The 14,163-nt window shown below is 63.6% G+C and carries 14 protein-coding genes; 10 read left to right on the top strand and 4 right to left on the bottom strand.

The annotated features are described in order from the left end of the window. Nucleotides 1-145: 145 nt before the first annotated feature. From pyk to AUR64_RS05825, 5 genes are all read left to right on the top strand, one after another. A complete protein-coding gene (gene pyk, locus AUR64_RS05845; protein WP_058581022.1) occupies nt 146-1,900 on the top strand; it encodes a pyruvate kinase in 1,755 nt (584 codons plus the stop codon). 81 nt (nt 1,901-1,981) lie between these two features. Next, the gene (locus AUR64_RS05840; protein ID WP_071391223.1) at nt 1,982-2,245 is read left to right on the top strand and encodes a DUF7312 domain-containing protein; all 264 of its coding nucleotides are present in this window, start codon (nt 1,982-1,984) and stop codon (nt 2,243-2,245) included. A gap of 43 nt (nt 2,246-2,288) precedes the next feature. Next, nucleotides 2,289-2,918 (top strand): NfeD family protein, encoded by a 630-nt coding sequence (locus AUR64_RS05835; protein WP_058581021.1) that lies wholly within the window; start codon nt 2,289-2,291, stop codon nt 2,916-2,918. A 123-nt stretch (nt 2,919-3,041) separates the two neighbouring features. Next, nucleotides 3,042-4,301 carry an SPFH domain-containing protein gene (locus AUR64_RS05830; RefSeq protein ID WP_058581020.1) on the top strand — a complete coding sequence of 420 codons (1,260 nt, stop codon included), beginning with the start codon at nt 3,042-3,044 and terminating at the stop codon, nt 4,299-4,301. A gap of 39 nt (nt 4,302-4,340) precedes the next feature. After that, the gene (locus AUR64_RS05825) at nt 4,341-4,946 is read left to right on the top strand and encodes a winged helix-turn-helix transcriptional regulator (RefSeq protein ID WP_058581019.1); all 606 of its coding nucleotides are present in this window, start codon (nt 4,341-4,343) and stop codon (nt 4,944-4,946) included. 165 nt (nt 4,947-5,111) lie between these two features. Here the strand turns inward: AUR64_RS05825 and AUR64_RS05820 are convergent, their stop codons facing one another. After that, nucleotides 5,112-5,345, bottom strand: coding sequence for a DUF7123 family protein (locus AUR64_RS05820; RefSeq protein WP_058581018.1), 234 nt, complete (start codon nt 5,343-5,345; stop codon nt 5,112-5,114). A gap of 343 nt (nt 5,346-5,688) precedes the next feature. On the opposite strand from AUR64_RS05820, the gene AUR64_RS05815 reads away from it, so the two are divergent. Continuing rightward, complete coding sequence (locus tag AUR64_RS05815) at nt 5,689-7,530, top strand: flippase-like domain-containing protein (protein WP_058581017.1); 1,842 nt, start codon at nt 5,689-5,691, stop codon at nt 7,528-7,530. A gap of 11 nt (nt 7,531-7,541) precedes the next feature. On the opposite strand, the gene AUR64_RS05810 is transcribed toward AUR64_RS05815, so the two are convergent. Together AUR64_RS05810 and AUR64_RS05805 are read right to left on the bottom strand one after the other, a co-directional pair. Next, nucleotides 7,542-8,063 (bottom strand): DUF84 family protein, encoded by a 522-nt coding sequence (locus tag AUR64_RS05810; protein WP_058581016.1) that lies wholly within the window; start codon nt 8,061-8,063, stop codon nt 7,542-7,544. Nucleotides 8,064-8,134: 71 nt separating this feature from the next. Beyond that, nucleotides 8,135-8,884 (bottom strand): helical backbone metal receptor, encoded by a 750-nt coding sequence (locus AUR64_RS05805; RefSeq protein WP_058581015.1) that lies wholly within the window; start codon nt 8,882-8,884, stop codon nt 8,135-8,137. Nucleotides 8,885-9,112: 228 nt separating this feature from the next. Here AUR64_RS05805 and AUR64_RS05800 point away from each other — a divergent pair, with 228 nt between their 5' ends. Then, the gene (locus AUR64_RS05800; RefSeq protein WP_058581014.1) at nt 9,113-10,078 is read left to right on the top strand and encodes a transcription initiation factor IIB; all 966 of its coding nucleotides are present in this window, start codon (nt 9,113-9,115) and stop codon (nt 10,076-10,078) included. 15 nt (nt 10,079-10,093) lie between these two features. Here the strand turns inward: AUR64_RS05800 and AUR64_RS05795 are convergent, their stop codons facing one another. After that, nucleotides 10,094-11,611: a TrkH family potassium uptake protein gene (locus tag AUR64_RS05795; RefSeq protein ID WP_058581013.1), complete on the bottom strand. Its 1,518-nt coding sequence runs from the start codon at nt 11,609-11,611 to the stop codon at nt 10,094-10,096. A gap of 169 nt (nt 11,612-11,780) precedes the next feature. Between AUR64_RS05795 and AUR64_RS05790 the strand changes: the two genes are divergently transcribed. The 3 genes from AUR64_RS05790 (at nt 11,781) to AUR64_RS05780 (ending at nt 14,163) form a co-directional block, all read left to right on the top strand. Beyond that, nucleotides 11,781-12,824 carry a DNA-methyltransferase gene (locus tag AUR64_RS05790; RefSeq protein ID WP_058581012.1) on the top strand — a complete coding sequence of 348 codons (1,044 nt, stop codon included), beginning with the start codon at nt 11,781-11,783 and terminating at the stop codon, nt 12,822-12,824. 73 nt (nt 12,825-12,897) lie between these two features. Continuing rightward, nucleotides 12,898-13,584: a type I 3-dehydroquinate dehydratase gene (locus AUR64_RS05785; RefSeq protein ID WP_058581011.1), complete on the top strand. Its 687-nt coding sequence runs from the start codon at nt 12,898-12,900 to the stop codon at nt 13,582-13,584. 129 nt (nt 13,585-13,713) lie between these two features. Next, nucleotides 13,714-14,163: a zinc ribbon domain-containing protein gene (locus tag AUR64_RS05780; protein WP_058581010.1), complete on the top strand. Its 450-nt coding sequence runs from the start codon at nt 13,714-13,716 to the stop codon at nt 14,161-14,163.

Raw genomic sequence — 14,163 nt, 5'->3', positions numbered from 1 at the left:
ACGACGGCGCGGGGTTTATAGCTCAGTTTGGGACGAAAAGCTTGGGGTCGACCCGGCGAGAACGCGGTCGACGATTCTTCACAATCGTTCACTCGGCGACGAGTTCATCGTCGGTATTTTTAGCCACACGGGTGTATCGCACCGTATGAGAAACGCCAAAATCGTCTGCACGCTGGGTCCGGCGTCGGACGACCGAGGAACGATTCGGGGACTCGCCGACGCGGGCATGTCCGTCGCGCGTCTAAACGCGAGTCACGGAACGACGGACCACCGGGCGACGGTCGTCGACCGCATTCAAGCCGTCGACGAAGCGACCGCAGACCCGCTCGCGGCGATGGTCGACCTGCAAGGACCCGAAGTTCGCACCGCCCCACTGGACGACCCGATTACGTTGGAAACCGACTCCGAGGTACACTTCTTCGAAGGCGACACCGCGACACCCGAGAAAGTTGGTCTCTCGCTTCCTATCGACGCCGCCGAACCGGGCGACACCATCCTCTTGGACGACGGCCGCATCGAAGCGACGGTCGAACGCGTCGTCGACGACGGCGTCGTCGCTCACATCGACTCCGGCGGCGAACTCGGCGGTCGGAAGGGTGTGAACGTCCCGGGCGTCGACCTCGACATCGACCTCATCACCGACCGCGACTACCAAGACATCCAACTCGCCGCCGACAAGGACGCCGACTTCGTCGCCGCGAGTTTCGTCCGCGACGCCTCCGACGTGTACGCCATCAGCGACGCTATCGAGGAGGCCGGCGGCGACATTCCCGTCATCGCCAAAATCGAACGCGCGGGCGCAGTCGACAACCTCGACGGCATCATCGACGCCGCCTACGGCGTGATGGTCGCCCGTGGTGACCTCGGCGTCGAGTGTCCGCTCGAAGACGTGCCGATGATACAGAAGCGCATCATCCGCAAGTGTCAGACCGCGGGCGTCCCCGTCATCACGGCAACGGAGATGCTCGATTCGATGGTCCACGCTCGGCGGCCGACCCGCGCGGAAGCCTCCGACGTGGCCAACGCCGTCCTCGACGGCACCGACGCCGTGATGCTCTCGGGCGAGACGGCCATCGGCGACCACCCGGTTCGCGTCGTCGAGACGATGGACCGCATCGTCCGCGAAGTCGAAGGCAGCGAGGAGTACGAGGAGAGCCAAGAACAGCGCGTTCCGATGGCCACGGAGGAGTCGCGCACCGAAGCGCTCGCTCGCTCGGCGCGGTATCTCGCCCGCGACATCGGCGCGGCGGCCATCGTCGCCGCCTCCGAATCCGGGTACACGGCCCGCAAAACCGCGAAGTTCCGCCCCGGCGTGCCGGTCATCGCCACGACGCCGAACGACCGCGTCCGCCGACAACTGTCGCTGTCGTGGGGCGTCGACGCCCAGTACACCGACTACCGCGAAAGCGCCGAAGAAGTGATGCAAGGCGGCGTCAACGCGGCGTTGGAGGCAGGTGTCGCAGAGAGCGGTGACACGCTCGTCGTCCTCTCGGGGATGATGACCGAACTCGAGGAGACGAACACGACGAACATGCTCAAAGTCCACGTCGCCGCCGAGGCCATCACGACCGGTCGGAGCGTCGTCGGCGGGCGCGTCGCCGGCCCCGTCGTCCGCTCGACGGACGGCGACCTCTCGGAGATTCCCGACGGGGCGCTGCTGGCGCTCGACACCGAGTTCGACGGCGAGTTCACCGGCGACGTGAACCGACTCGGCGGTATCGTCGACGCACGCGAAGGGATGACCGGCTACCCGGCGCTCGTCGCCCGCGAAATCGACATCCCGATGATAAGTGGTGCATCGCTGCCCGAGGAAGTCGACGACGGCACGCTCGTCACGCTCGACGCCGAGCGAGGCATCGTTTACGACGGCAACGTCATCCGCCACGAAGCGAAACGATAGCCGACACTGTTCAGTATCGGTAGTCGAGCCGTCGCGTTCGGCCGGCGGCAGACATTTCAGCGACCGCTTCCTACGTCTTGTATGCGCGATTCTCACACCGGGGGGCGAGACGACGGTGAGACAGCCGACGCCGACGACACCACCGAGGAGTCCGAGTGGCGCTTCGGTGTCGACGAAGTCGGCGAGGACGCCGAAGATTCCGAAGAAACCGACGCGACGGCGGAACCACGCCCGGAACGACGTGAACTCCCACCGCTGGAACCGGAGTCGCCGTCACTGGAGAACAGTTTCTTCGTGCTCGTCGGCGTCCTCGGGACGCTCGTGTTCATCTTCACGGTACTGTAATCCAGAGCCGAAGCGTTAATCATCCAACGTACTTAGGTCAGCTATGGCACGCCCGCGTCTCGCGCACGTACTCTTACAACTGGACATCGGCCCCGACGCCCTCCCGCTGTTGCTCGTGGTGTCCGGTCTCGCCCTCTCGATTCTGGAAGCGCTGGCTCCCGGTGCGAACTTCATCATCGTCGGCATCGCGCTGCTGGCGGCCGGTCTCGTCGGCCTCTTCGTTCCGGCACTGGCGAGTCCACTCCTCTTGGGACTGCTCGTTCTCGTCTTCGGCGCGCTCTCCTTCTACGTCTACCGTGAGTTCGACTTCTACGGCGGGAAAGGAACGGCGCAGACCTCCGACTCGGACTCCCTGAAAGGGATGACCGGCGTCGTCACCGAACGAGTCTCGAAGTCCGAGGGACAGATAAAAATCGCCGGCGGCGGCTTCAACCCGTACTACGCCGCCCGGTCGTACCACGGCGAGATTCCCGAGGGAACCGAAGTGATGGTCGTCGACCCCGGCGGCGGCAACGTCGTGATGGTCGAGTCGTTCGACGTCGTCGAAGACGAAATCGACCGCGAGTTGGCGAAAGGCCGGCGAGAACGGGAAGCGGCCGCCGACGAGGTCATCGAGCGTGAACGCGAACAGGGGAACGAACCCGAGTTCGAAGAGGAAACCGAACGAGTCTGACGGGGCGGGGGGTCCCGCAGGAGAGAAGTCCCCGAGAACCCGAGACGGCTGCGACCCCGATTCGACGGACAGACCGGCGAAGTTGAGGAAAACCTTATCAATCAAACATACAAAGAGCCAGTTATGGACCCCGTCCTGTTACAGACCGGCCTGGGAATACCCATCCTCTTCGTAGGTGTGCTATTCCTGTTGCTGGCAGTCCTCGTAGTGTTCCAGTCCGTCGAAATCGTGCAAGCGTACGAGAAGCGTGCGCTGACGGTGTTCGGCGAGTACCGCAAACTGCTCGAACCGGGTATCAACTTCATCCCACCGTTCGTCTCGCGGACGTACCGCTTCGATATGCGTACGCAGACGTTGGACGTTCCCCGGCAGGAAGCCATCACGCGCGACAACTCGCCCGTGACCGCCGACGCCGTCGTCTACATCAAGGTGATGGACGCGAAGAAGGCCTTCCTCGAGGTCGAAGATTACAAGACCGCCGTCTCGAACCTCGCGCAGACGACGCTCCGCGCCGTGCTCGGCGACATGGAACTCGACGACACGCTCAACAAGCGTCAGGAAATCAACGCCCGAATCAGAAAGGAACTCGACGAACCCACCGACGAGTGGGGGATTCGCGTCGAATCGGTCGAAGTCCGTGAAGTGAACCCGAGCGCCGACGTCCAGCAGGCGATGGAGCAGCAGACCTCCGCCGAGCGTCGTCGCCGTGCAATGATTCTCGAAGCCCAAGGTGAACGGCGCAGTGCCGTCGAGAGCGCCGAGGGTGAGAAACAGTCGAACATCATCCGTGCGCAAGGTGAAAAGCAGAGCCAGATTCTCGAAGCCCAGGGTGACGCCATCTCCACCGTTCTTCGCGCGAAATCCGCCGAGTCGATGGGTGAACGCGCCGTCATCGACAAAGGCATGGAGACGCTCGCCGACATCGGTTCCAGCGAGTCGACGACGTTCATCCTCCCGCAGGAGCTCACCTCGCTCGTCGGTCGCTACGGCAAGCAGCTGACCGGCAGCGACGTGCAGGAGCAGGCGGGTCTCGACAGCTTGGACTTCGACGAGGAAACCCGTGAGATGCTGGGTCTCGACGACATCGAGGAAATTCTCGGCCAAATCGACCAGGCCGCCGAGATGGACGTCCAACAGCTCGAACAGGAGGCACAAGCCGTGAAAGCCGGTGACGCCGGCGACATCAAGAGCGCCGACGAAGTGATTCAGGAGGCCAACGCCGAAGACGAGGCCGACATCAAAGACCCCGACGAGGTTATCGAAGAGAGCGACCGCTCCTCGAACGACGGCCGCGCCGCCACCGATGGAGACGGAGACGCCGACGCCGAGAACGCGGCCGAAACGGACGAAGAAGAGATGGAGTTCGACCGAGAACTCCAGTAAACGAAGCGTTTTTGTCCTCCACTCCCCGAACTGGGGTAGATGTCCGACCGGGTAGACGAAGAGAAACGAGCGACGCTCCGCCGGTTCGCCGCCCTCGGTGCGGCGGTTCCGTTCGCTCGTCTCGACGACACTGACGGCGAGTCGCGCAGCGACGTCCGCGACGCCATCGTCGGCTACCTCTCGACGACCCCCGGTGCACACTTCTCGAAAGTCCGCGACGACCTCCGTCTCGGCACCGGCGAGACGCAGCACCATCTCGACAAACTGCTCTCGGAAGGTGTCGTCCTCTCGCGTCGAGACGGCGACTACCGACGTTTCTTCCCGGCACAACGGTTCTCGGAGTTCGAACAGGTCGCACTCGGGTATCTCCGCCGCGACACCCCGCGGAAGATGCTGCTCGAACTGCTTTGCGACCCCGACGCGACCGGTGTCCAACTCGCCGAGGCCGCAGACGTCTCGACGGCGACGGTGAGTTCGTACAGAAAGCAGTTAGAAGAGGCAGGACTCCTCGCAACCGAGCAGAGTCTCGCCGTCGAACGGCCCGAGACGCTCATCATGTTACTGGTCCGCTACGCGGACTCCTTCGGGGCCGAAACCATCGCGTTTGCGAGCAACGCGGACGAACTCGTCGGCTACGACGCGTAACGACCCCTGTTGGATGTGGCACTCGTTTGCCACTGTGCGTAACGCCTGCTTTCAGAGTCATCGCTGCTCGTGGTCGTGTAGGATATCCGCAGGAAAACACTCTGCCCGGAGTGTCGCGTGCGAGTGCCCGGAGGGAGGAGGACCGATGTCAGCGGAGTGAACTCGTTACGTGCTGACTTTCCACGTCGTGCCCGACGAGTAGCCCCACTTTTCGACCGTCACGTCGAAATCACCGTTGAGGATGGCCGTCATGTTCGCACCGACTTCTTTGGCGCTCAGACCCAGTTCGTCGGCGATGAGCCGCGATTTGAAGTACGTCTGCGTGGTGGCGTTCGTCCGGAGGTACCGGAGTATCCGTTGCTGCTTGTCACTGAGCTCGGTGGCCGTGGTAACGCTCATATCTCAGGCGTGGTGACTGGCACTAATATGGCATTTGGTACGTGAGGTTAACACGCTGCAGTCTTGCGATTTACAGTCGTAAAGGGAGCGTAACTGGTGGGTCTGAGCGTGGCCTGGTACGATGGCCTAATAGTAAATATTTCGTGACTGTATGCCCCAAACTATGGTCACGTAAGGCTGTATTTACGGCCAAAAATCCGCGGTAATCTCCCATTACGGCCCCGAAATCGGTCGATTTCGGCCGATACAGCGAGTAGGGTATCGTGAATGAACTCTCGGTTTACAATTCCACGTATCCTGAGAGTCAGAAGCTTCTTAGCCACTCTCGCTGCATAGATGGACAATGGACCGCCCGGTCGAGGTCAGCGTCGTCCTTCCTGCGTACAACGAGGAACATACGATAGAGGGGACGGTGCGGACCACGCTTGAGACACTTGCAGCGTTTCTCCCCAGCGATGCCGTCGAGGTCATCGTCGCGGAGGACGGGTGCGACGACCGCACACCAGAGATTGCCGACCAGTTGGCCGCCGAAGACAGCCGAGTCCGTCACTTCCACTCCGACGAGCGACTCGGGCGTGGGGGCGCGTTGGAACGAGCTTTCGAGGCCGCCAACGGTGAGACCCTCGTCTACTTCGACACCGACCTCGCCACCGACATGCGCCACCTCGAAGAACTCGTCAAGCGCGTTCGTAGCGAGGAGTACGACGTCGCGACCGGGTCGCGGTGGATGCCCGAGAACGTCGCGGACCGCCCGTTCAAACGGGGTATTCCGAGCCGCGGATACAACGGAATGGTTCGACTGTTCCTTCGGTCGAAACTCCGTGACCACCAGTGCGGCTTCAAGGCGATGAGCCGCGAGGCGTTCTACCAACTCAAAGACGAAATCAAGGACAACCACTGGTTCTGGGACACCGAACTGCTGGTTCGCGCCCAGCGCAAGGGCCTTCGAGTCGCGGAGTTCTCCGTCGACTGGGAGCCGAAAGGCGACACGAAAGTCGACCTCGTCCGCGACATCTTCGGGATGGGTAGCCAAATCGGCCGCACTTGGTGGGAGCTTTCGGTTCGTCCGCGAATCGACCGTCGGGTGACGATGGCGGCGGGTGTCGCACTGACGCTCGTTGCGCTGATGCTCATGACGGTGTATCTCGACCCGCAGGAGGTACTCGACGTCATGGGTGCGGCGGACCCGGCGCTCGTACTACTGGCGGCCGTCGTGTATCTCGTTTCGTGGCCGATTCGCGGTCTCCGCTACCGCGACATCCTCGCGGAACTCGGCTTCCGCGAGAAGACCGGATTCCTGACCGGTGCTATCTTCATCAGTCAGACGGGGAACCTGGTCTTTCCCGCACGCGCCGGTGACGCCGTCCGCGCGTACGTGGTGAAAGCCCGACGGAACATCCCGTATCCGTCCGGATTCGCGTCGCTCGCAGCCGAGCGGGTGTTCGACTTACTCACGATTACCGTTCTCGCCGGAACGGTACTGTTGGGACTGGTCGCCACCGGCAACACGAGCGCACTCGTCGACGGACTGCTCGGCAGCGGTGCCGGGCAGGTCGGTGCAAGCGAGCGCCAAGCGGGTCGTACAGCAGCGTTCGTCGCCGCCGGGGTCGGCGTCGCAGCGATACTCGCCGTGGTAGCAATCGTCGCCAGCGCACGTTCGGACCGTAACTTCATCCGGAGTGCGCTCGGTCGGTTCTCCTCGGACTCGTACGCCGACCACGTCGCCGGCATCGTCGAGCAGTTCGTCGTCGACCTGCAGCGGACGGCGGGTCGCCGCGACGCGTTCGCCCGTGTGGGTGTCAGCAGCCTCGCAATCTGGGTGCTCGACGTCGTCACCGCGATTCTCGTCCTCGTCGCCCTCGGTGCGAGCGGCGAGATGTCACTCGTGACGCTCGTGGCCGTGAGTTTCTTCGCGGTCAGCGTCGGCAACCTCGCCAAAGTGCTTCCGCTGTCGCCGGGTGGTATCGGCCTCTACGAAGGGGCGTTCACCATCCTCGTCGTCGCGCTCAGTCCCATCTCGGCGCCCGTCGCCGTCGGTGCGGCGATTCTCGACCACGCGGTGAAGAACATCGTCACCGTCCTCGGCGGCGTCGCGTCGATGCTGTCACTGAACGTCTCGCTCACGAAAGCGGTCGAGGAGAGCGCCAACGCACGCGAACAAGCCGAACCGGTCGAATCCGACTGAAAAAGACCCAGTCAGTACAACTCGGAGACGAACGGACCGAACGCCCCCGCGACGGCCGTCGAAAGCGCCGTCTCACGGTCGATTCGGCCGCCGGTCAACGCACCCGCCGCACCCTCTTTCTTGGCGATGTCGTCCGTTCCGAGCACGTCGTCCATCACCGGCCCGAGTTCCTCGCCGTTGCGGATTCGCACGGCGACTCTCGACGGGAGGCGAACGCTCGGTCCTGCTCCGCGTCCGACACGGACACCGTCAGTGACCGCTGCCCACATCACCAGATACAGGTCGTCTGCGCCGTCGAACGACGCGACGCCACCCTCCAACCCAACGCCGTAGTCGTACACTGCCGACTCGTCTCCGCCAGTGTCGAACGCCTCCCACGCTCGCGTCTGCGCGCCGGCGATGGTTTCAGCGTGCCCTCGCGGTTGCTCGGGGACGCCAGAGGGGACGGCGATTGCGTCGACTGTCGCGTCCCCGACGACGGCCTCGACTGCGGCTTTCTTCACCGGGTTTGCGCTCCCGACAACGATTCGCATACCACCGACTCCCGACGAACCGTTATCGATGTATCGGAATCGACGACACTCTCACCGGGTCGCCTTCGGAGTCAGTGTAACAGGTCGGCCAGCGTCTCGATGCCGTCGACGAGTCGCGGACTCGGTTGGTTCAAAAGCGAGTCGTCGACGACGTGGACTTCGGGGTCGATTGCCCAATCACGGTCGGTGACAACGCTGGGGTCAACACGGTCACCACGCCCGCAGACGTGGAGTATCGCGTGGTCGGGGTCCGCCGACACGACGGTTTCCCTGTCGACCTCGTGGGAGCGTTCGCCCGATTCGACGAACGGATATCGCCCTCCGGCGGCGACGACGGCGTCAGGCACCCAGTTGCCGGCGGCCATCGGCGGGTCGGACCACTCCTCACAGTAGACGACGGGTCGGAGTTCGTCGGCGGCGCGGTCAGCGACACAGTCGGCAACAGCGTCGAGGCGGGCCTCGGCACCAGCGCGAAGCGCCTCGCCGGCATCCGGACGGCCGACAGCCTCGCCGATTTCGGCGAACGAGTCGAGTACGTCCGAAAGCGTCGCGGGTTCGACGTGGTGAACGCGGTAGCCGCGACTTCGAAGTTCGTCTCGAACCTCTCGCTGAAGCGCGTCGCTCGTACAGACCAACTCGGGGTCCAGTTCCGCGAGGTGGTCGTAGTCGGGATTGAGCCAACCGCCGACGGCGGGAACATCGGTGTCGCAGTGCAGCGTCGCCCCAACGAGGCCGTCGCTTGCACCCATCGCGTCGAGCGTCGCCGTCGCACTTGGAGCGAGCGACACCACGCGCTTGCCGTCGGCGTCGGGTCGGGTCATCGCTTGCAGTGAGTGCTGCGAACTGAAATCTGTGGCGCAATCTGTAGTATTTTAATGTTGTGATATTCATTTACAAATGGCTGTCTGAGCGGCGAGTCGGCACGAATCGCGCCCAACACCAAACCACTTATATAAGACACTATCCTGCAACGGGTAAGGACCGCTCTGGACGCTCGGCCCACGTTCTTTGGCCCGTCTCGACCCCCGGAGCAGTAGCCGTCTCACACCATGAGCGAACGGATGTACACCCGACGAACGGACGAACAGGAGAAAGAGAAACCCGAGAGCGACGAGTCGGTCGCGTGCCCCGAGTGCGGCGGGCACGTCGTCACCGACACCGAACACGGCGAGACGCTGTGTGAAGACTGCGGCCTCGTCGTCAGCGAGGACTCCGTCGACCGCGGCCCCGAGTGGCGCGCGTTCGACGCCCGCGAGAAAGACCAGAAATCCCGCGTCGGCGCACCAACGACGAACACGATGCACGACAAGGGACTGTCGACGAACATCGACTGGCGAAACAAGGACGCCTACGGCAACTCGCTCGGGTCGCGTCAGCGCCAGAAGATGCAGCGTCTCCGCAAGTGGAACGAGCGCTTCCGCACCCGCGACTCCAAGGAGCGCAACCTGAAGCAGGCGCTCGGCGAAATCGACCGCATGGCCTCCGCACTCGGTCTCCCGAAAAACGTCCGCGAGACGGCGTCGGTCATCTACCGCCGCGCGCTGAGCGAGGACCTGCTCCCCGGTCGCTCCATCGAGGGTGTCGCCACCGCCTGCGTTTACGCCGCCGCGCGGATGGCCGGCGTTCCCCGCAGCCTCGACGAAATCGCCGACGTCTCGCGTATCGAAAAGAGCGAGGTCGCCCGAACGTACCGCTACGTCGTCCGTGAACTCAAACTCGAAGTGAAACCCGCCGACCCCGAGCAGTACGTCCCCCGGTTCGCCTCGTCGCTCGGACTCTCCGAGGAAGCCGAACACCGCGCCCGACAGCTGCTCAAGAACGCCAAGGAGAAAGGCGTCCACTCGGGTAAGTCGCCGGTGGGCCTCGCGGCCGCCGCCGTCTACGCCGCGGCACTGCTCACGAACGAGAAGACGACGCAGGCCGCGGTCTCCGAGGTGGCCGACATCAGCGAAGTCACCATCCGCAACCGCTACCACGAACTGCTCGAAGCCGAAGACGGCATCGGCGTCGCGTAAGACGGGTTTTCTCTCTTAGTCGCGCCAGTACGTCCGCGTCAGGAGGACGAGGACGGGAATCACTTCGATACGGCCGACCCACATCAACACGACCATGACCATCTTCGTCGTCGCCGGAAACTCGACGTAGCTGCCGAACGGCCCCGCGAGGCCGAATCCGGGACCGATGTTGAGAAACGTCGCCGCACTCGCACCAAGGGCTTCCAGTTCGGTGAGTGCCAGGCCGACGCGGGCGGCGTCGGCGATGATAAACACCGTCGCACAGGCGAAGATGACGAGGTTCAACATCGTGTACGCGTACATCTGCCGGATGCTGTCCTCGCTGACGATACCGCCGTCGAGACGAACCGGTCGGACCGCACTCGGGTGAACGGCCGTGAAAATATCCCGACGGAGGGATTTCACGATGATGAGCCATCGGAGGACTTTGATAGAGCAGGTCGTGCTGCCGACCATCCCGCCGAAGAACATACAGAGAAAGAGCACGTTCTTCGCCGACGGTGACCAGAGGTCGAAGTTCGCGCTCGCGTAGCCTGTCGTCGTCAGAATGGAGACCACTTGGAACGTGGCGTGCCGAAGCATCTCCTCTATCGAGTACTGTTGTTGGGGGTCGACGGCGAGCAGAGCCGCGAGAAGTAGCGAGAGGAAGGCGACGAGGCCGACGTAGACGCGGAACTCCTCGCTTCTGAGCGGTGCGTCGTATCGGCCACGGATGACGCGGTAGATGATGACGAAGTTCGTCGCGCCGACGAACATCACCGGGATAACGGCCCACTGAGCGACCGGTGAGAACGCCGCGATGCTGTCGGCGCGCGGTGAGAACCCGCTGGTAGAGATACCGGTGAAGGCGTGGTTCACCGCATCGAACAGCGTCATCTCGGGCGCGAGGCCGACAACATTGAGCGCGAACAGGCCGACGACGACCGTCGCGGTCAGTCCGAGGTACAGCGTTCCGAGCAGGCGCGCGGTTCCCTCGATTCGGGGCGTCAGTTTCCGAATACTCGTCGTCGCCGTCTCCGTCTCCATCAGTTGTGCACCGCCGACCGACAGTTCCGAGAGCACGGCGACGGCGATGACGAGGATGGAGAGACCACCAATCCACTGGATGAGCGACCGCCACAGCATGATGGGCCGCGAGTGGACGTCGAAGTCGACGATGACCGTCGCGCCCGTCGTCGTCGTCCCGCTCATGCTCTCGAACAGCGCGTTCACCGGGTCGGCGATGACGCCGTTACCCGCGAGGACGAACGGAATCGCGCCGACGACAGGGAGGATGAGCCACGTCAGCGCGACGATGAGATAGCCTTCTCGTGGACCCGGGTCGGTGTCGGGGCTGATTCGCTCCAGCGGCGCACCCACGACGACGACGAGCACCAGCGTGACGGCGAACGGAAGCACGTCGACGCCCTCGTATAGCGCGAACACCAACGGAATCGCAAGTGGCACCGAGAGATACTTGGTTATCTTCCCGATGAGCGCGAGGCTTCCTCTGACGTCGACGCGGAGCGTCGAGAGGTCGAACGTCGAGCGCATCGAGCGAGACACGAGTCCGAAAGCGTAGCGAATTCCTATGAGTTCACCGGTCGGGTTCGCCTCGTGCGTTCGTTCAACCCGATTGCGTCACCGCGCTCAGATGCGCGAAGAGGTTCACCGCCTGCGAGCGACCCAAAGGTCTACATAACAACCAAATCACAAGTAAGCTGTGCAGACAGAACACGTCCATCGACTCGCCGATGCCGCCGCGATGGACGACGTCGAGTCGGAGTCCGTCGAACTCGTCGTCACCTCGCCCCCGTATCCGATGATTTCGCTGTGGGACGACCTCTTCTCGTCGCGCGACCCGAAGGTTGCCGACGCACTCGACACCGGCGACGGCGACACGGCTTTCGAGCGTATGCACGCACAACTCGACGCGGTCTGGGACGAAGTCGCTCGCGTTCTCGCGCCGGGCGGCGTCGTCTGTATCAACGTCGGTGACGCGACGCGCTCTGTCGGTGACGAGTTCCAGCAGTTTCCGAATCACGCCCGAATCGTGTCGGCGTTCCGAGAGCGCGGACTCAGGCCGCTGCCGGACGTGCTGTGGCGGAAGCCGACGAACCGACTGACGAAGTTCATGGGGTCGGGCACGCTGCCGCCGAACGCGTACGTGACGCTCGAACACGAGTACATCCTCGTGTTCCGCAAGGGCGGCCCACGCCAGTTCGAGGCGGGTGACGACCGACGATACGAGAGCGCGTTCTTCTGGGAGGAGCGAAACGAGTGGTTCTCGGACCTCTGGACGCTCACCGGCACCGACCAGACGCTCGCCGCACCCAGCGACAGACGGGAGCGTTCGGCGGCGTTCCCGCTCGAACTCCCGTTGCGACTGATTCGGATGTACTCAGTGTACGGCGACACCGTCTTGGACCCGTTTTTGGGGACGGGGACGACGACGGTAGCGGCGATGCTCGCCGGCCGTGACTCGGTTGGCTACGAACTCGACGAGACGGTACTCGACGCGTTCGACGCTCGCGTGGACGGAATCGATGAGCAGTCCGGACGACGAGTCCGAGCGCGAATCGGCCGCCACGAGACGTTCGTCGCCGAAACCGACGCCGAAGTGGCCCACCAAGCCACGAACTACGAGTTCTCGGTCGTCACGAAACAGGAGCGCCGTATCCAGTTCTACACCGTCTGCTCCGTCGAGCAGGCCGACGCCGACGACGTCCGTCGCTACCGCGCGTCGCACGTTCCCTACGAGAACTGAGTTCGGAGATTGCGCGTGCCCGACTGTCCGAGCAACGGGTCCATTTTTGCTTCTCGGCGACCCGTGTGAGCGCATGGAGTTCGACTCGTTCGCGTTGGCGGCCAGTACGGGCGACTTGGAGGTGACGACGATGCCCGTGGTTCGGGACCACGCCGACATCGTCGAGTTTCGGTTGGACCTCGCCGAAGACCCGCTCGAATCGCTCGACGACTACGACGGTGACCTCCCGGTGCTGGTGACGAACCGCGCCGACTGGGAGGGCGGCGAAGCCGAAGACGACGGGCGACTGACGACGCTCGAAGCGACGTTCGACCACGACGCCGTCGTCGCCGTCGACGTGGAACTCGCCGCACTGAGTCCGCACGGACCGAAGGTTCCGAGCGCCGTCTCGCTCCGGACTGCGGCCAGAGAACGCGGCCTCACCGTCGTCGCGTCGGTCCACAACTTCCGAAAGACGCCGACGATGGGAAACCTCCGGAGTCTGCTGTCGGCGGCCTGTGAGGCCGGTGACGTCGGTAAGTTGGCCGTGACGGCGACGGACCACTCCGACAGCCTCGATTTGCTCTCCGTGACTCACGAGGCGACGACGGCCGGTCACCGGGTAGCGACGATGGCGATGGGCGAACCGGGGCGGCACACCCGTGCCGTCGCGCCGGTGTACGGGTCGAAAATCGGCTACGCACCGCCGAAATCCGAGGACGCGACGGCCCCCGGTCAGTACGACTTGCGGACGCTCGCAGAACTCGTCGAACTCCTGTAAACCCTGTACCCCGACCGTTGGGAGTGGTCGCTATGGCCACCCAAATATCATATATACTATATTTACTCTTGAGAAGAAATTCAACAAAAACCCACTAACTTATGTCGTGTGGCTCTGGACGTTGGGGACATGACCGACACACCCCGGCGTGCACTCGTCGCCGCCGTTCTCGGGACGATGTTCGCCACCGTCGGGATTGCCGGTGTCGCCCACCTGTATCTCCGTCGATGGCGACGCGGCGTCAGTTGGTTTCTGTTCGTTCTCGGGAGCGGCATCGCCCTCCTGCTGGCACTGAACCCGGCGACGCTGTCGGCGTCCGCGATGACGACGGACCCGATGACGACGCTCGGTTCGATGAGCATCGACCCCTCGAACGTGTATCCGCCGCTTCTGTTCCTGCTCGGTCTCAGCGTCTACGACGCCTGCCGAATCGCACTCAAACCGGCGGCGTCCGCCAGCGCGGACCACGCCTGTCCGGTCTGTGGCTACCCGTTGGACACGGAACTGGAGTTCTGTCACTGGTGTTCGTCGGCTATCGTGTGGTCCGAGCCCGAAGTCGGCGCCGAATCGGACCGCTGA

Source organism: Haloprofundus marisrubri, assembly GCF_001469955.1.
GTDB classification, from domain to species: domain Archaea; phylum Halobacteriota; class Halobacteria; order Halobacteriales; family Haloferacaceae; genus Haloprofundus; species Haloprofundus marisrubri.
Note: the sequence above shows the minus strand (reverse complement) of the source record. Positions and strands in the feature narration are given on the sequence as shown.